This window comes from Streptomyces sp. SID8352, assembly GCF_009862265.1.
In the GTDB taxonomy this organism is placed as follows: Bacteria; Actinomycetota; Actinomycetes; order Streptomycetales; family Streptomycetaceae; genus Streptomyces.
This window is the reverse complement of record NZ_WWGX01000093.1, coordinates 67408-83903: the sequence shown is the minus strand read 5'-3', so window position 1 is coordinate 83903 and position 16496 is coordinate 67408. Positions and strand designations below refer to the sequence as shown.

The 16496-nt window shown below is 75.7% G+C and carries 14 protein-coding genes and 1 pseudogene; 9 read left to right on the top strand and 6 right to left on the bottom strand.

Annotated features, from left to right (window positions below; translation table 11 throughout):
• Positions 1-387: 387 nt before the first annotated feature.
• Complete coding sequence (locus GTY84_RS28035) at positions 388-1119, bottom strand: GntR family transcriptional regulator (protein ID WP_161229198.1); 732 nt, start codon at positions 1117-1119, stop codon at positions 388-390.
• A 356-nt stretch (positions 1120-1475) separates the two neighbouring features.
• Between GTY84_RS28035 and GTY84_RS28030 the strand changes: the two genes are divergently transcribed.
• The 3 genes from GTY84_RS28030 to GTY84_RS28020 are packed head-to-tail and all read left to right on the top strand — an operon-like array spanning position 1476 to position 3726.
• Complete coding sequence (locus tag GTY84_RS28030) at positions 1476-2234, top strand: 5-oxoprolinase subunit PxpA (RefSeq protein WP_161229197.1); 759 nt, start codon at positions 1476-1478, stop codon at positions 2232-2234.
• Positions 2231-2860: a carboxyltransferase domain-containing protein gene (locus GTY84_RS28025; RefSeq protein WP_161229196.1), complete on the top strand. Its 630-nt coding sequence runs from the start codon at positions 2231-2233 to the stop codon at positions 2858-2860. The genes GTY84_RS28030 and GTY84_RS28025 overlap by 4 nt, the downstream gene beginning before the upstream one ends.
• A complete protein-coding gene (locus GTY84_RS28020) occupies positions 2857-3726 on the top strand; it encodes a biotin-dependent carboxyltransferase family protein (protein ID WP_161229195.1) in 870 nt (289 codons plus the stop codon). The genes GTY84_RS28025 and GTY84_RS28020 overlap by 4 nt, the downstream gene beginning before the upstream one ends.
• A 463-nt stretch (positions 3727-4189) precedes the next feature.
• Here the strand turns inward: GTY84_RS28020 and GTY84_RS28015 are convergent, their stop codons facing one another.
• Positions 4190-5608, bottom strand: coding sequence for a HEAT repeat domain-containing protein (locus GTY84_RS28015; RefSeq protein WP_161229194.1), 1419 nt, complete (start codon positions 5606-5608; stop codon positions 4190-4192).
• A 322-nt stretch (positions 5609-5930) separates the two neighbouring features.
• On the bottom strand, positions 5931-6323 hold the full coding sequence (locus GTY84_RS28010; RefSeq protein ID WP_161229193.1) for an ankyrin repeat domain-containing protein: 393 nt from the start codon (positions 6321-6323) through the stop codon (positions 5931-5933).
• A 311-nt stretch (positions 6324-6634) separates the two neighbouring features.
• On the opposite strand from GTY84_RS28010, the gene GTY84_RS28005 reads away from it, so the two are divergent.
• Positions 6635-6829 carry a hypothetical protein gene (locus GTY84_RS28005; protein WP_161229192.1) on the top strand — a complete coding sequence of 65 codons (195 nt, stop codon included), beginning with the start codon at positions 6635-6637 and terminating at the stop codon, positions 6827-6829.
• A gap of 64 nt (positions 6830-6893) precedes the next feature.
• Complete coding sequence (locus tag GTY84_RS28000; protein ID WP_345943544.1) at positions 6894-8852, top strand: hypothetical protein; 1959 nt, start codon at positions 6894-6896, stop codon at positions 8850-8852.
• Between the two features lie 72 nt (positions 8853-8924).
• On the opposite strand, the gene GTY84_RS27995 is transcribed toward GTY84_RS28000, so the two are convergent.
• Positions 8925-10424: a PLP-dependent aminotransferase family protein gene (locus tag GTY84_RS27995; RefSeq protein WP_161229191.1), complete on the bottom strand. Its 1500-nt coding sequence runs from the start codon at positions 10422-10424 to the stop codon at positions 8925-8927.
• A 102-nt stretch (positions 10425-10526) separates the two neighbouring features.
• Here GTY84_RS27995 and GTY84_RS27990 point away from each other — a divergent pair, with 102 nt between their 5' ends.
• The 4 genes from GTY84_RS27990 to GTY84_RS27975 all read left to right on the top strand — a co-directional run bounded on the left by GTY84_RS27990 (position 10527) and on the right by GTY84_RS27975 (position 14003).
• Positions 10527-11186 (top strand): hypothetical protein, encoded by a 660-nt coding sequence (locus GTY84_RS27990; protein ID WP_161229190.1) that lies wholly within the window; start codon positions 10527-10529, stop codon positions 11184-11186.
• Positions 11183-11950 (top strand): glycerophosphodiester phosphodiesterase, encoded by a 768-nt coding sequence (locus GTY84_RS27985; RefSeq protein ID WP_161229189.1) that lies wholly within the window; start codon positions 11183-11185, stop codon positions 11948-11950. Before GTY84_RS27990 ends, GTY84_RS27985 begins: the two co-directional genes overlap by 4 nt.
• 43 nt (positions 11951-11993) lie before the next feature.
• A complete protein-coding gene (locus GTY84_RS27980; RefSeq protein WP_161229188.1) occupies positions 11994-13349 on the top strand; it encodes an MFS transporter in 1356 nt (451 codons plus the stop codon).
• Positions 13350-13628: 279 nt separating this feature from the next.
• Positions 13629-14003, top strand: coding sequence for an RNA polymerase-binding protein RbpA (locus tag GTY84_RS27975; protein WP_003977404.1), 375 nt, complete (start codon positions 13629-13631; stop codon positions 14001-14003).
• Positions 14004-14434: 431 nt separating this feature from the next.
• Here the strand turns inward: GTY84_RS27975 and fxsA are convergent, their stop codons facing one another.
• A complete protein-coding gene (gene fxsA, locus GTY84_RS27970; protein WP_161229187.1) occupies positions 14435-15013 on the bottom strand; it encodes an FxsA family membrane protein in 579 nt (192 codons plus the stop codon).
• Between the two features lie 610 nt (positions 15014-15623).
• Positions 15624-16406, bottom strand: a pseudogene (locus tag GTY84_RS27965) (polyprenol monophosphomannose synthase); the annotation flags it as partial.
• Between the last annotated feature and the right edge of the window lie 90 nt (positions 16407-16496).

Below are 16496 nucleotides of genomic sequence, written 5' to 3'. Positions count from 1 at the left end.
TAGGTCCTCGGTCCGACAACAACCCAAACGACGCAGAAGCCCCGCTCCCCCGGGGCGCCCCGGCCTCCGGTGGGCGGCACGGTTTCCGGCCAACCCGGGGCGGTGCCCGGTCCGTCGCGCGGCGCCCGTGTTCCCGGTGTCCCGGGCACCGGCGGGCCGTCCGGGACCGTCCGGTTCCGGACATCCCGGGGCCGCGCTCGCACCGGGTGCCCGAATGCCGCGCCGCCGTCGGGCCCGGGCACCGCCCGCGCCTCCGCGTCGCGCGCCCCCGCCCGCCCGCGGCCACCGCCGGTCGCCGCCGGTCGCCGCGACCGTCCGTCGTCCCCGGCGGTCGCCGTCCTCGCGGGCGTGCCGGCCCGCCGCCGGCGCCCCGTCAGCCGCCCTCCGTCAGCCGCCGCCGGCCGCCGCTGCCGCCGCCTCGCGCTCCCCGCCGCCCGCGACCCGGTCCCGGTACGCCTCCACGACGCGGCGCCGCGAGCTGTCCAGATAGTCGGTGAGCAGGTGCTCCGCCGCCGCCCGGTCACCCGCCTCCAGGGCCGCGAGGACCTCCGCGTTGCGGGTGATGTAGGGCTGGTGCAGCCGCCGCGGATCGTCCACGACGTGGAAGGCGAGACGCAGTTCGGCGAGGACGCCGCGCATCAGCTCGTCCGTGCGGACACTGCCGGCGAGCGCGACCAGCGCGCGGTGGAAGCGGATGTTGGCGGTGGCCACCCCGTTCCAGTCGTCCTCGCGGGCCGCGCGCCGGCCCTCCCGTACCGCTGCGGCCAGCGCGCCGAGGCCGTGGGGGGCTTCGCCCAGGCCCCGGACGACGGCGCGTTCGACCAGGGCGCGGGTGCGGTAGATGTCCTCGACGTCGCCGACGTCCAGGACGCGCACGAACACCCCCCGGTTCAGCCGGTGGACCAGCAGCCGTTCGTGGGTGAGCAGGCGGAACGCCTCGCGCAGGGTGTTGCGGGAGACGCCGAGCGCCCCGCACACACCCTCCTCCGACAGCCGCGCCCCGGGCGGGAAGTACCCCTCCGCGATCCGGTCGCGCAGGATGTCCGCGACCCGCTCGGCGGTGCTGGTCCGCCCGAGGAGGGCACGGTCGTCGGCCAGGGAGGTCAGCGGCTCTGCCATGCCCGGAATTCAACCGTGGACAACGGGAGGGGGCAACAAGGGTATTGAAGGATCGTTGAACGATCCTCTACGGTGCGAGGACGGCGGACCGGTCCGGCACACCGCTCCACCCCCGGCGAGCGCCCGGTGAGCCCCTCGGGGCCTCCCCGCCCCACCGGCCGACGCTCCCGCCCCCTTCCGCCTCCCCCGACCCAGGCCCCGGCCCCGCCCCGGAACGGGGCCGGACCGGCGGGACGAGGACCGGTCGGGACGCCGACCGGCTCGGTGGACAGCACGCCGGTCGGCACCGTGGACGGCGCGTGCGCCCCGGCGGACAACACGAGCGACGCGGACAATGGAGCGGAGAGACAGGGGACATGACCTCGATCGACCTCAACGCCGATCTCGGCGAGGGATTCGGGCGCTGGCGGCTCACCGACGACGAGGGCCTGCTGTCGGTCGTCACCAGCGCCAACGTGGCCTGCGGCTTCCACGCCGGGGACCCGGTCACCATGCGGCGGGTGTGCGAACTGGCCGCCGAGCGGGGCGTGACGATCGGCGCCCAGGTGTCCTACCGGGACCTGGCCGGATTCGGACGGCGCGCCATGGAGGTGCCGCGCGCGGAGCTGGCCGCCGAGGTGGCCTACCAGGTGGGCGCCCTGGAGGTGTTCGCGCGGGCGGCCGGTGCGCGGGTGGCGTACGTGAAGCCGCACGGCGCCCTCTACAACCGGGTGGTGCGGGACGCTGAGCAGGCCGCCGCGGTCGTCGAGGGGGTGCTGCTCGCGGGCGGGGCGCTGCCGGTGCTGGGGCTGCCCGGTTCCCGGGTGCTGGAGGCCGCGGGCCGGGCCGGGCTCCCGGTGGTCGCGGAGGCGTTCGCGGACCGGGCGTACGCGGACGACGCCACGCTGGTGCCGCGCGGCGCGCAGGGCGCGGTGGTCACCGACGCGGACGCCGTGGTGGAGCGCTCGGTGGACCTGGCCCGCGCCGGCACGGTTGTGGCGCTTTCGGGGGCGCGGATAGCCGTGCGGGCGCGTTCGCTGTGCGTGCACGGGGACACGCCCGGGGCGGTGGGGCTGGCCCGCCGCATACGCGAGCGGCTGGCGGCGTCGGGCGTCCGGGTGGAGGCGTTCGCATGAGGGTGCTGCCGGTCGGTGACGACGCCCTGCTCGTCGAGACCGGCTCGGGCGAGGAGGCGCGGGCGCTCCACGAGGAGTTGCTGCGGCGCCGCGAACGGGGTGCGCTCGTGGTCCGGGAGATCGTCCCGGCGGCCCGCACCGTGCTGCTCGACGGCCTGGACGACCCGGCGCGGGTGGCGGCCGGACTGGCGGCGGCCGACGTTCCCCCGGCGCCGGCGCCCGCGGGAGCCGTGGTGGAGATACCGGTCCGCTACGACGGCCCCGACCTGGACGGGGTCGCCGCCCATTGGGGGGTGTCCCCCGCCGAGGCGGCCCGGATCCACGCGGCGGCCGAGTTCCGGGTGGCGTTCTGCGGCTTCGCACCGGGCTTCGGCTATCTGACGGGGTTGCCGCCCGGGTACGACGGGGTGCCGCGCCGGGCGACCCCGCGCACGGCCCTCCCGGCGGGCTCGGTGGCGCTGGCCGGCCCGTACACCGGGGTGTATCCGCGGGCCTCGCCGGGGGGCTGGCAAGTGGTGGGGAGCACGGACGCGGTGCTGTGGGACCCGGAGCGGGTCCCGGCCGCGCTGCTGTCGCCGGGCACCCGGGTGCGGTTCGTGCCCCGGGACGGGGAGGGAACGGCATGACGGACCGCGCGCTCGCGGTGGTGCGGGCCGGCGCCCTGACCACCGTGCAGGACCGCGGCCGGCCGGGCAACGCCCATCTGGGGGTGCCGCGCTCCGGCGCGCTGGACCCGCCTGCCGCGGCGCTGGTGAACCGGCTGGTCGGCAATCCGCCCGGGGCCGCCGTCCTGGAGACGACGCTGGACGGCTGCGCCCTGCGCCCGCGCACTCCGGTGACGGTGGCGGTCGGCGGGGCGCCCTGCCCGGTGGCGGTGGACGGGCGGCCCGTGCCGTGGGGGGCGCCGGTCCGGGTCCCGGCCGGAGCGCTCCTGGAGGTGGGGGCGGCCCGGGGCGGGGTGCGCTCCTACGTGGGCGTCTCGGGGGGTGTCGCCGTCCAGCCGGTGCTGGGCAGCCGCTCCACGGACCTGCTCTCCGGCCTCGGTCCGCCACCCCTGGCCGACGGCGCCCTGCTGCCCCTGGGGCCGCCGGCGACTCCCGCCGCGCACGTCGACGTCGCCCCCCGGCCGGGGCCCCCGGCGGAACTGGTGCTGAGGGTGACACCGGGGCCGCGCGCCGACTGGTTCACCCCGGAGGCGGTACGGACGTTCTCGTCCCGCCCGTACCGGGTGTCACCGGCGAGCAACCGGGTCGGGCTGCGCTGCGACGGCCCGCCGCTGGTCCGGTGCCGTTCCGGCGAACTGGCCAGCGAGGGCATGGTGCTGGGCGCGGTGCAGGTGCCGCCGGACGGGCGCCCGGTGGTGTTCCTGGCGGACCATCCGACGACCGGCGGCTATCCGGTGATCGGCGTGGTGCGCGCCGCCGACCTCCCCGCGGCCGCCCAGGCGGTCCCGGGCACCCCGGTGCGCTTCGTGCCGGTCCAACGCCGCTGACGGACACGCGGCCCGCACACGAGGACGACCCTACGAAGGGACGGGCACGCGGACGGGGCGGATGTACCGCTGCTCGGGGTGGCTCTCCGGCGCACGGGCAGCACACGCACACCGGCGCACGGGCACTTCGGCACACAGACGCATAGGCGTACAGGCGTACAGGCGTACCGATACACGGTCGTACGAGCAGACTGACGTACAGAGGCACTGTCGTACCGGCACGCGCCCGGCCGGGTGCCCTCCCCGGCCGTCCCCGGGGAAGACCCCGGCGCCCGTCCCTCCGCGCGCGGCAGGCAGCAGGCGCCCGGTCGCCGGCACCCGGCGCTCCATACCCCGGGCACTCCATGCCCCGGCATCCCGGGCCCCGGGCGCTCCATGCCCCGGCACCCCGGAGCCCCGCTCCCGCGAGGCGCCGCGCCCGGTTGCCCGGTTGCCCGCTTGTCGGGAACGCGCCCGGCGGGGCTCACACGGCGGGGGCGTCCGGTCCGAACCGGCTCCGCACCGCCGTCTGGACCTCGTCCTCCTCGGCGGGGTCGGCGGCCAGCCGCCGCAGCCGCTCCACCACCCGGGCGTCACCGGTCTCCGCGTAGCGGGCGGCGAGCTCGCGGGTGGTCTCCTCGCAGTCCCACAGGCATTCGACGGCGAATCCCGCGGCGAAGGAGGGGTCGGTGGCGGCCAGGGCACGGGCGGCCCGGCCGCGCAGATGGGAGGAGGCGGTCTCGCGGTAGACATGGCGCAGCACGGGGGCGGCGCAGCCGATGCCGAGCCGTCCGGTGCCGTCGACGAGGGTCCAGAGGGTGGGGGCGTCCGGGCCCTCGGCGCGCACCGCCTCGCGCAGGGCGGTGAGGACGAGGCCGCTGTCGCGGGCGTCGCCCCGGCAGGCGAGCACCCGTCCGGCGGCTGCGCCCAGGAGGCCGGGCCGGTGCGCCCAGGCGCGGGCGCGGGCGAGGGCACCGGCGGAGCCCATGCGTTCGAAGGCGTCGACGGCGGCCTCCGCGACCGGCGCGGTGCCGTCGGCCACGGCGTTCTCGATCAGGTCGAGGGCGGTGGGGTCGTCGCCGTCGGCGAGGTAGCGCAGGGCGGTGCAGCGGGCGCCCTCGGTGCCGGTGCGGGCGGCGTCCAGGATCTCGGCCCGGTCCTCCGGGCCGGCGACGGCGGTCAGGCAGCGGGCGGCGGGCACGTGCAGGGCGGCGCCCCGGTCCACGCCCTGCTGGGCCCAGTCGAGGACGGCGCCGACGCTCCAGCCGGGGCGGGGGCCGGTGGGGCTCATCTGGCGCTGCCAGCGGTCGAAGCAGCCGGTCTCGTGGGCGGCGCGCACCCGTGCGGCGATCGGCGCGCGCGGGTCCTCGGCCCACAGCCGCCAGGGCCGGGGTTCGAAGGCGTCGCGCACGACGAGGGCCAGTTCGGCGTCGCCCTGCGGGGTCTCGGGGAAGCGGGCCAGGACGGGGGCGGCGAGGGCGCGCAGCCCGGCGTCGTCGTCGCGCAGCGCCAGCTCGTCCAGGGCCCACGCCCAGTTGGCGCCGCGCTCGGCGTACCGGCGCAGCAGCGCGAGGGCGTCCCGCCTGCCGTAGGAGGCGAGGTGGCCGAGGACCGCGAGGGCCAGTCCGGTACGGGACTCGTCGTCGTCGAGGATGTCCTCGGCGCCGAAGAGGTGGGCCTCGACCTCGTCCAGTTCGCCGTTGAGGTCGAGGTAGAGGCGGGCGTAGTAGAGGGAGCGGTTCTCCACCTGCCAGTCGTGGCGGGGATCGCGCAGCACGCAGTGGTTGAGGGCCGCCAGCGCCTCGGGGCGCGGGGCGGTGAGCGCGTGCAGCGTGCCGTCGCCGCGACCCCGCTGGAGCAGGCCGAGCAGCGTACCGCTGGGCGCTATGACCGGATCGAACATGGGAAACAGCCTCACATCAAGCGTCGACGCAACCGGGGAAACGCGTTACCTGGACGCGCGACAACACGTCGGTGAGCCCGCCGTCTCTTGCTTGCTGTAGACCATGTTCCTCTGCCTCTCGTCGATGGCCCGCACGGGCCGTGTCACGGTCCGCGCGGTGCGGCAACTCCTGCCCAGCCATCACGTCCGTGAATCACGTCGTCATGATGACCCGGCGGTCACACGCGCCGCGACCGATATTTCGGCGGTCTGGCACCGCCTGCCCCGATTTCCGTGTTCCCGCTGGTCAGCGAGGTGGGACCCCGGCCGGACCAGCGCCGGATCACCGCGCTTCGAACAGCTCCAGGAGTTCGGCGCGGGCGAACATCCGGGCCGTTTCGACGGCGGAGGGGGTTCCAGCGGAAGGGTCGGCTCCGCCTTCGAGGAGGGCCTTGACGACCTCCGCCTCGCCCTTGAAGGCGGCACCGGCGATCGGGGTCTGGCCCCGGTCGTTGATCCGGTCGGCCTGGGCGCCGCGGGCCAGCAGGGCGCGGACCGCGTCGGCGTGGCCGTGGTAGGCGGCGAGCATGACGAGGGAGTCGCCGCGGTCGTTGGTGAGGTCGGCGGGCACCCCGGCGTCGACGTAGGCCACCAGTTCCCCGGTGCGGCCCTGCCGGGCCAGGTCGAAGATCCTGGTCGCCAGCTCCACGACCTCGGGGTCGGGGGCATCACTCATGTGGCCGGACCACCTCTCACTCACGGCCGGACGACCGTCGGGGACTGTGTGCGCACGGCCGCGAGCGGTGCGGCCGTGCGAGTGAATCGCCAGAGTACTGGCTCGGCAGGCGCCGGAAGGGACACCCGCCGCGCAAAGATCGGCACCGGCGGGGGCCGGGCGGCGGGCGCCACCCGACCGGCACGGGAAGGACTCCGCCACTCGTGTTGTTTCCGCCGAGATTCGCCCATTTGCACCCTTAATCGTATGGATACATCCTGTGATCCTGGAAGTACTCATGGTGACTGTCCCCGCGAACCAGGAGAACTCACATGATCCTCTCGATCTCAGGCGTGGTCCTGCTCGGCATCGTCGTCTTCATCTTCTTCCGCAAGGACGGGCTCAAGGCCTCGCACGCGCTGGTAGCGGTCCTCTTCGGCTTCTACCTCGCGAGCACGGCCATCGCCCCCAGCATCAAGGCGGGCGGCGAGAGCCTGGCGGGCCTGCTCGGCGGGCTCAGGTTCTGACCCGGCGCACCCGCCCGGCATCCCCGCCCGACCCCCCGCACACACGCACTTCCAGGAGGCAGCAGTGGCCCGGCGGCCCCTCCCCCGCATTCTGAGCAACGGCGGCGCACAGCTCGCCCGGAGCCGGGAGCTGGCCCGGACGGCGGCCGACGGCGCCACCGACGTCCTCCAGCCGCTGATCACCATCGCCCGCGGTCTGCGCCGGCTCGCCTCGGCGGCGGGGCGCCACTGGACCGGGACCCCCAGGGACCGGCGCGGCGCGCTGCTGTTCCTGGCGGCCTCGGTGGTCATGGTCGTGGCGCTGATGCCGTACGGCCCGCTGCTCGCCGGTGCCGTGCTGATGGCGGCGGCGGCCTGGCAGGGCCGGAACCGCACCCGGCCCGCGCCCGAGGGCCCCGACGACGGGCAGCGACGGCGCCTCCAGTCGCTCTACGAGGCGCTGGTCCCCTACTTCACCGTCCCCGAGGACCCCGAGCCGCTGTACGCCCACGGGGGCGCCTGGCCGGAGGCGTTCCCGGAGCACGAGTTCGACGACTCGGGCCGCCTCGCCCGTCTGGTGATCCGCTACCCCGCCTACTTCACCGACGGCGAGCCGGGCTCCCGGGCCAGGATCGAGCACCTGCTCACGGCCAAGGCCGGGCGCTCCCGCGAGTACCACTTCGCCTGGGACGAGGAGGCCAACCACCTCTCGGTCACCGCCCTCGCGCCCCTGCCGACCGACGTCGCCGCGCAGCCCTTCGTCACCACGCCCGGCGAGACGGTCCTCGGTCTCACCGACCCGACCGGGGTGCGGCGCACCCTCCCCCTCACCCACGGGGAGGAGCGGCGGGACGTGCCGCCGGTCGTGTGGCGGACCGGCATCCGCTCCACCGAGCCGCACCTCCTGGTGCTGGGCCGGCCCGGCACCGGCACCTCCACCCTGCTGCGCTCCGTCGCGCTCCAGGCCGTGCGCCACGGCGATCTGCTGATCGCCGACGGGGGCGGCACCGGCGAGTACGCCTGCCTGACCGGGCGCGAAGGGGTCCTCGCCGTCGAGTGCGGCCTCGCCGGTGCGCTGACCGGCCTCGAATGGGCGGCCCAGGAGACCGAGCGGCGGCTGGTGGCGGTCAATCGGGCCCGCCAGGAGGGCGAGCCCCCGCCGGAGGACACCCGGCGTCCGCTGTGGATCCTGGTGGACCGGCCGGGCGCCTTCGCGCACCTGGCCGCGGCCGACGGCCGCCCCGATCCCCAGACCCTGCTCGAACTGCCGCTGCGGCACGGGCGCGCCGCCAACGTGACCGTGGTCGTCGCCGACCAGCTCGACGGCTACGGGGCGCTCGGGGAGGCCGTGCGGCAGCACACCCGCGCCCGGGTCGTGCTCGGCCCGGCCACCGCCGAGGAGCTGACCACGGTCCTGGGGGCGCCGCCGCGGACCACCGCCGTCGACCACGTCCCGCCGGGGCGCGGCTACGCCCGCCTGGGCACGGGCCCGGTGCTCCGCCTCCAGGTCCCGGCCACCCCGGACCCGTACGACGACGCGACCAGCGACGCCCACCGGCAGGCGGTGCTGGACCTGCTGCCGCCCCGCACCGCTCCGGCGGGCGGGGAGGGCGCGCCGGCCGCACCCGAGGAGCCCTCCCCGGGGACGGGGATGGGGACGGAGGAGACGGAGGGGACGGAGAGCGGCCGGGCCCGGGCGGACGGCGCGGCGGCCGTCGGCGGGGCGATCGATCCCCTCCCGACCGGGACGGAGGGGAACGGGGCGCAGGCGACCGGGACGGAGGGGAACGGAACGCGGGCGGCCGCGCCGGTCCCGGTCGCGGTGCGGGTGGTCCTGGCGAAGTCGCTCGCCGGGGCGCGGACGGCCCCGGCGGAACCGGTGTCGCCGGTGGACCGGCCCCCGGCGGACGAGGAGGGGACGGAGGCAGCCGGCACCGTCCCCGCGGGCCCCCTCCCCGTCAGTGCGGTCGTGGAACGCCCCGTCCCCGTCGGCGCCGTCCCGTCGGAGGCCGCGCCCGGGGCCGTGGCCGCCGAGACCCGCTGAGGCCGACACCTTCCGACGCCGGTTCCGCCGGGCCGGGTCACACCGCCCGGCGGACCGCGGCGGGCCCGGTCGTCACGCCACGATGCTGCGCGGGCCCGCCCCCGCTCCGGAGGCGCCGCTGCGCACCAGCCGGGCGGCGGCGGCCAGCCGGACCGCGGCCTCCTCGGCCACCGCCCCGCCCACGGTGAACGGCAGGCGGACATAGCCCTCGAAGGCGCCGTCGACGCCGAACCGGGGCCCGGACGGCACCCGCACCCCGACCCGCTCCCCCGCCTCGGCCAGCCGCGAGCCGGACAGGCCCCCGGTGCGCACCCACAGGGTGAGTCCGCCGCGCGGCACCTCGAACTCCCAGTCCGGCAGCTCCCGCCGCACCGTGGTGATCAGCGCGTCCCGGTTCTCGCGGGCCTGCTCCCGGCGCACCCGCACCGCCTGCTCCCAGCCGCCCGTGCTGAACAGCCAGTTCACAGCGAGCTGCTCCAGCACGGGCGTGCCCAGGTCGGCGTAGGCGCGGGCGGCGACCAGGCTGCGGACCACCTCGGGCGCGGCCCGCACCCAGCCGATGCGCAGCCCGGCCCAGAACGCCTTGCTCGCCGAGCCGACCGTGATGACGGTGGACCCGGCGGGGTCGAAGGCGCACACCGGGCGCGGCATGGCGATGTCGTCCTCCAGCCACAGCTCGGTCATGGTCTCGTCGGCCACCAGGACGGTGCCCGCCGAGCGGGCCGCCTCCACCAGCTGCCGCCGCTGGTCCTCGCCGGCCAGGGCGCCGGTGGGGTTGTGGAAGTCCGCGACCACGTACGCGATGCGGGGCGCCGCGTCGCGGAGCACCTGGCGCCAGTGGTCCATGTCCCAGCCGGTCAGCCCCTCGGCCATGGCGACGGGCACCAGCCGCGCCCCGGCCTCGCGCATGAGCTGGAGGATGTTGGCGTACGACGGCGACTCCACGGCGATCCGATCGCCGCGCCCGCCGAAGAGCTGGCAGATGGCGTCGATGGCGCCCATGGCCCCCGTGGTCACCATGATCTGCTCGGGCATGGTGGGGATGCCCCGGGCCGAGTACCGCTCGGCGATCATCGCGCGCAGCGCGGGCACCCCGGCCGGGTAGTCGCCGTGGGTGTGGGCGTAGGGCGGCAGCTCCTCCAGTGCACCCCGGACGGCGCGGGTGAGCCAGGGCTCGGGCGCGGGCAGGGCCGCGCAGCCGAGGTCGATCATCGAGCCGAGCGCCTCCGGCGGCAGCGGTTCCAGGCCCCGCGCCGGCAGCGGGTTCCCGGCCGGGACGGCGGTCCAGCTCCCGGCGCCGCGGCGGGACTCCAGGAACCCCTCGGCGCGCAACGCCTCGTAGGCGGCGGCGACGGTGGTGCGGCTGACGGTGAGGGCGAGGGCCAGCTCGCGCTCCGCGGGCAGCCGGGCGGCGACCGGCACCCGTCCTTCGAGCACCAGCACCCGGACGCCGTCGGCGAGAGCGCGGTAGGCGGGCGGGCGCCGCGCGCCCGGGCCGGCGGGCCGCTCCTGCTGGGAGCCGAGCAGTCGGGCGAGTTGGGCCGCCCCCACGGCCGAGGTCCACTGAGCCACGATAATCAGTCCACCTTCTTTGAATTGGCCATGGTTGACATCGCTTCTCACGCCACATGGTGTCATGCACCAGGCCACCACCATCCTCACAGGGGGCGCGCTTTGTCCGGCCACAGGCATCGGCACCTGGCACGACGGCTGATCCAGCTCTACGGCGGTCTCGTGCTCTACGGAGCCAGTTCGGCGCTGCTGGTCCGGTCCGGGCTCGGCCTGGAACCGTGGAACGTGCTCCACCAGGGGCTCTCCCGGCACACCGGTCTCTCCATGGGCCTGGTGGTGACCCTCACCGGCGCGCTGGTGCTGCTGTTGTGGATACCGCTGCGCCAGCGCCCCGGCCTGGGCACCGTCTCCAACGTGCTGGTCATCGGCGCGGCGATGGACGCCACCCTGGCGGTGGTGCCGGACGCCCGCGCCATGGCGGCGCGGATCGCCTTCATGGTGGCCGGGACCGTCCTGAACGGCGTGGCCACCGGCCTCTACATCGCGGCCCGGTTCGGTCCGGGACCGCGCGACGGGCTGATGACGGGGCTCAACGCGCGCACCGGGCTGTCGGTGCGCCTGGTGCGCACCGTCCTGGAGGTCACCGTCGTGGTGTCGGGCTTCCTGCTCGGCGGCACCATCGGCGTGGGCACCGTGCTCTACGCCGTCGCCATCGGCCCCCTCGCCCAGGTGTTCCTGCGGGTGTTCGCCGTCCCCGCGGCATCCGGTGGCACCCCGCCCGTCGCCGACGGGAAACCGGAGGGCGCGATACTGCGTCCGTGAGCACCGCGACGCGCCATCCCTACCTCGACCACCCCGGCCCCATCCCCTTCGCCCACCGGGGCGGGGCGGCGGACGGCCTGGAGAACACGCTGCGGCAGTTCCGCCGGGCGGTCGAGGCGGGCTACCGGTACCTGGAGACCGATGTGCACGTCACCCGGGACGGGCGGCTGGTCGCCTTCCACGACGCGACCCTGGACCGGGTCACGGACGGCACCGGGCGGATCGCGGAACTGCCCTGGGAGCGGGTGCGGGAGGCGCGGGTGGCAGGCCGGGAGCCCGTCCCGCTCCTCGACGACCTCCTGGAGGCCCTCCCCGGGGCGCGCTGGAACATCGACGTGAAGGCGGAACAGGCACTGCGCCCGCTGCTGGAGCTGATCGGGCGGACCGGCGCCTGGGACCGGGTCTGCGTCGGCTCGTTCTCCGAGGCCCGGGTGGCGCGCGCCCAGCGGCTGGCCGGTCCCCGCCTGGCCACCTCCTACGGCGTCCGGGGCGTCCTCGGACTGCGGCTGCGCTCCTGGGGGTTCCCGGTGGCGCCGCGCCGCTCGGCGGTGGCGGCCCAGGTGCCCGAGGCCCAGTCGCTTGTCCCGGTGGTGGACCGGCGCTTCGTGCACGCCGCCCACGCGCGAGGGCTCCGGGTGCACGTGTGGACGGTGAACGATCCGGCCCGGATGCACCGGCTCCTGGACCTGGGGGTGGATGGCATCATGACCGATCACATCGGCACCCTGCGTTCGGTCATGACCGAGCGCGGCGTCTGGGCCTGAGGCCGGCGGGGTGGGACGCGCGGACGGGGAGGCGGGGACACGGGTGGGCACGGACGCCGTGCGCGAGGACGCGGCCGACGCCGCCGACGGGTCCGGTGACCGGCGGCGCGAGCAGCGCGGCTGGTACTTCTACGACTGGGCCTGCTCGGTCTACTCGACCAGCGTGCTCACCGTGTTCCTGGGGCCCTATCTGACCTCGGTCGCCGAGTCGGCGGCGGACGGGCGGGGATATGTCCACCCGCTGGGCGTCCCGGTGCGCGCCGGGTCGTTCTTCGCGTACTCGGTCTCCCTGTCGGTGATCGTGGCGGTGCTGGTGATGCCCCTGGTGGGCGCCGCGGCGGACCGTTCGGGCCGCAAGAAGCCCCTGCTGGGCGCCGCCGCGTACACCGGGGCGGCGGCGACCACCGCCATGTTCTTCCTCGGTGGCGACCGCTATCTGCTCGGCGGGGCGCTGCTGGTCGTCGCCAACGCGGCGCAGTCCGTGGCGATGATGCTCTACAACTCCTACCTGCCGCAGATAGCCCCGCCGGAGGAACGGGACGCGGTCTCCTCCCGCGGCTGGGCCTTCGGCTACGCCTCCGGCTCGCTGGTCCTGGTCGCGAACCTGGTGCTGTACACCGCCCACGACTCCTTCGGGCTCTCCGAGGGCGAGGCGGTGCGGGTCTGCCTGGCCTCGGCCGGCCTGTGGTGGGGCGCCTTCGCCCTGATCCCCCTGCGGCGGCTGCGCGACCGCCGCGCCCCGGCGCGGCAGGCGTCGGCGCCGGGCTTCCGGCAGCTCGCGGCCACCGTCCGCGACATGCGGCGCCGCCCGCTGACCCTCGCGTTCCTGCTGGCGTACCTGATCTACAACGACGGCATCCAGACGGTGATCTCCCAGGCGTCCGTCTACGGCTCCCGGGAGCTGGGGCTCGGGCAGTCCACGCTGATCACGGCGATCCTGCTGGTCCAGGTACTGGCGGTGGCGGGCGCCCTCGCGCTGGGCGCGCTGGCCCGGCGGCACGGGGCCAAGCGGACGATCCTCGGCTCGCTGGCCGCCTGGACGCTCACCCTGGTCGCGGCGTACTTCCTGCCCGCCGGGGCACCGTTCTGGTTCTTCGTGCTGGCCGCCGGGATCGGGCTGGTCCTCGGGGGCAGCCAGGCGCTGTCCCGCTCGCTCTTCTCGCATCTGGTACCGCCGGGCAAGGAAGCCGAGTACTTTTCGGCGTACGAGATGAGCGACCGGGGCATGAGCTGGCTGGGACCGCTGCTGTTCGGCCTCACCTACCAGCTCACGGGGAGCTACCGGGACGCCATCATCTCGCTCGTGGCGTTCTTCGTGATCGGCTTCGCGCTGCTGGCCCGGGTGCCGGTGGCGCGGGCGATCCGCGACGCGGGCAACCCCGTGCCGGAAAGGATTTAGCACTCGGCACGAAAGGGCGGTAGTGTACGCGTTTGGCCTGCCAGGCGTACCGTTACTGCGCGTCAAAGGTGCCGAAACGCTATGTCACATCTAGCAACAGAGGTGACAAACCGGACGTCGGCGGGTACTGCACTGGTTGACAAGGCTGCGACTGCGACGGCGACGCATGGCCCGGAACGGGGAGTCGGGACGGGAATCTTTACCGCCGCCCGGACGTTGACCGGATGACGACGACAGCGACACCTGTCCTGTGGGCGACAAGCCCGGGAGGCACGATTCATGAGTGAGCGAGCTCTTCGCGGCACGCGCCTCGTGGTGACCAGCTACGAGACGGACCGCGGCATCGACCTGGCCCCGCGCCAGGCCGTGGAGTACGCATGCGAGAAGGGGCATCGTTTCGAGATGCCCTTCTCGGTCGAGGCGGAGATTCCGCCGGAGTGGGAGTGCAAGGTCTGCGGGGCCCAGGCTCTTCTCGTGGACGGCGACGGTCCGGAGGAGAAGAAGGCCAAGCCGGCGCGTACGCACTGGGACATGCTGATGGAGCGGCGGACCCGTGAGGAGCTCGAAGAGGTCCTGGAGGAGCGGCTCGCCGTTCTGCGGTCCGGAGCGATGAACATCGCGGTCCATCCGCGAGACAGCCGCAAGAGCGCCTGACCCCCGGGGGTCACCGGCGCGGCAACGAGCGCGCACCGACGACCGGGGGCGCCGTACACATCCTGTACGGCGCCCCCGGTCGTCGTGCTGTGTCCGGGGCGGGCGCGGCAGATGGCGGATACGGGGCGCGACGGGCACTGGGCGCGGAGAGCCGGGCGCGGTGGCGGCTCCACCGCCCGGGTGCCGCCTCCCGCCGGTACGGCGGCGCGGTGCCGCCGGGCCGATACCGCGCGGTGCGGGACGGTAGGGCCGGGGCGGGGGCGGACGCGAGGGCGCCGACCGCGCGGCACGGGGGAGCCGGTGCGAGGGGCACGCACGGGCCGGGAGACACACACGGGGCGAGGGGGGGCACACACAGTCGGGGGCGAGGCGCCGCGCCCGCTCGCACCCGGAAGGGCAGGTGCGCCCTCCCCGGTGCGGACGCCCCGGCGTCAGCGGGTGAGCGGCGGGCGCGGGCCCTGAGGGTTGTCCGGCCGGTGGTCGTCGTCGTGGATGACCTCGCCCTGGACCACCTTGCCGTCCGGACGGTGCATCCGGGCCTGGCGGAAGGCGTCCCCGAGGGTTCCGGGAGGGGCCTCGCGGAGCCTGCGCTCCACAGTGCGCTGCGCGGTACGGCTCACGGCCTTCTGCACCGGGGGCAGCAGGAGCAGCAGGCCAAGGGCGTCGGAGAGCAGTCCGGGCAGGACGAGGAGCAGACCGCCCAGCATCATCAGGCCGTTGCCCTCGCTGTTGGGAGGGGCTTCCTCCGCGCCGCCCTGCTGCTGCCTCCGCACGGTCTCCGTGAGGTTCCGGAAGGCCCGGCGGCCGGCCGCCTTCACGACGGCGGCGCCGGACACCACCCCGGCCAGCAGGATCAGCAGGACGACGAAGCCGCTTGTCGCCCCGGCGACCACGGTCAGCAGCCAGATCTCCAGCACGATCCAGGCGGCGATGCCCAGCGGCACGAAGGTCCGCGCCCGGGAGCGCGGGGACCGGGCGGGGGACCTGGGGGGCTGAGCGCCAGTCGTCATACCCCCAGTGTGCCTGGGCCCGGCCCGGTCCGGGGCAAGAGGGTGATCAGGACTTGGGGTCCGGGGCGGAATCCCCCGCCCCGTCCGCGCTCCGGTTCCCGTCCGGTGCCGGGGCGCCCCCGGCGGCGGGGTTTCCGGAGGCCGCCGGGTCCTCCTCCCCGCCCGGCTCCGCCCATGTCTCCGGGACCCGCGACTCCTCCCGGGACGGGGTCCCGTCCGGGGCTGCCGGGGTGTCCTCGGGGGTTCCGGAAGGGGTGCCGGCCCCGTCGGCCGTGCCCGTCCTGGCGGCGGTGCCGTCGGCGGCGGTGCCGTCAGGGGCGGTGCTGTCGGCGGCGGTGCTTTCAGGAGCTGTGCCGGGGGCTCCCGCGGGCGTCCCGGCCTCCGCGGCGGGCGCGGTCTCGTCCGGGGCCCCGGCGGCATCGACCCCGGTCGCCGTCCCGTCCGGGCCCGCGGGCCCTGCCGTCACGCCGCCCGGGATGTCGGCCACGACGTCCCCCGCTGGCCGCACGGTCGCGGCCCCCTCGGGCGCCGGGCCGGCGGAGGAGGCCGCGCCCGTCCCCTCGGCCGGTCCCGGGGTCAGCGGCCGGGGGACCGCCGCCTGCGGGGCGCGGTCGCGGCCCAGCACCTTGCCGACCCGCTCCCCCACGCCCCAGGTGGTGACCCGCCAGAGGGCCTCCACGAGGATGTCGCGGCTCATCTTGGAGTCGCCCAGCTCGCGTTCCACGAAGGTGATGGGCACCTCCACGACGTGGTATCCGGCCTTGATCGCCCGGCGCGCCAGGTCGACCTGGAAGCAGTAGCCCTGGGAGGCGACCTCGTCCAGGCCGAGCCCCTCCAGCGTCTCGCGCCGGAAGGCCCGGTAGCCGCCGGTGATGTCGCGCAGCGGCAGGTCCAGGGCGAGGCGGGAGTACATGCTGCCGCCCCGGGAGATGAACTCGCGGGACCTGGGCCAGTTCACCACCCGGCCGCCGGGCACCCAGCGGGAGCCGAGCACCAGGTCGGCCCCCTTGAGGGCGGTGAGCAGCCGGGGCAGTTCCTCGGGCTGGTGGGAGCCGTCGGCGTCCATCTCGACGAGGACTCCGTAGCCGTTCTCCAGGCCCCAGCGGAAGCCCGCCAGATAGGCGGCGCCCAGGCCCTCCTTGCCCTTGCGGTGCAGTACCCGGACGTGCTCGTCCCCGGCCGCCAGCTCGTCGGCGAGCTTGCCGGTGCCGTCGGGGCTGTTGTCGTCGGCCACGAGCACGTGCGCCTCGGGAACCGCCTCGCGCACCCGCCCGACGATCGCCTGGATGTTCTCCGCCTCGTTGTAGGTCGGGATGATCACCAGGGTCGTGCCCAGGGGACCGAACCGCCTCCCCCGGCCCGCTGTCGCGAGCGCCCCGTCGCCGTCGTTCACCGCTGCCCCTTCTCGTCCGTACGCAGGGCACCACCATAATGGCCGCGGCCTGCGGCGACGTGACGGCACATCGGTACGGCGGTGTCGTAC

Bases quoted from the DNA above. Each gene is read 5' to 3' on its own strand.
- GTY84_RS28035 (WP_161229198.1), bottom strand. From the start codon at position 1,119: ATGGCAGAGCCGCTGACCTCCCTGGCCGACGACCGTGCCCTCCTCGGG.
- GTY84_RS28030 (WP_161229197.1), top strand. From the start codon at position 1,476: ATGACCTCGATCGACCTCAACGCCGATCTCGGCGAGGGATTCGGGCGC.
- GTY84_RS28025 (WP_161229196.1), top strand. From the start codon at position 2,231: ATGAGGGTGCTGCCGGTCGGTGACGACGCCCTGCTCGTCGAGACCGGC.
- GTY84_RS28020 (WP_161229195.1), top strand. From the start codon at position 2,857: ATGACGGACCGCGCGCTCGCGGTGGTGCGGGCCGGCGCCCTGACCACC.
- GTY84_RS28015 (WP_161229194.1), bottom strand. From the start codon at position 5,608: ATGTTCGATCCGGTCATAGCGCCCAGCGGTACGCTGCTCGGCCTGCTC.
- GTY84_RS28010 (WP_161229193.1), bottom strand. From the start codon at position 6,323: ATGAGTGATGCCCCCGACCCCGAGGTCGTGGAGCTGGCGACCAGGATC.
- GTY84_RS28005 (WP_161229192.1), top strand. From the start codon at position 6,635: ATGATCCTCTCGATCTCAGGCGTGGTCCTGCTCGGCATCGTCGTCTTC.
- GTY84_RS27975 (WP_003977404.1), top strand. From the start codon at position 13,629: ATGAGTGAGCGAGCTCTTCGCGGCACGCGCCTCGTGGTGACCAGCTAC.
- fxsA (WP_161229187.1), bottom strand. From the start codon at position 15,013: ATGACGACTGGCGCTCAGCCCCCCAGGTCCCCCGCCCGGTCCCCGCGC.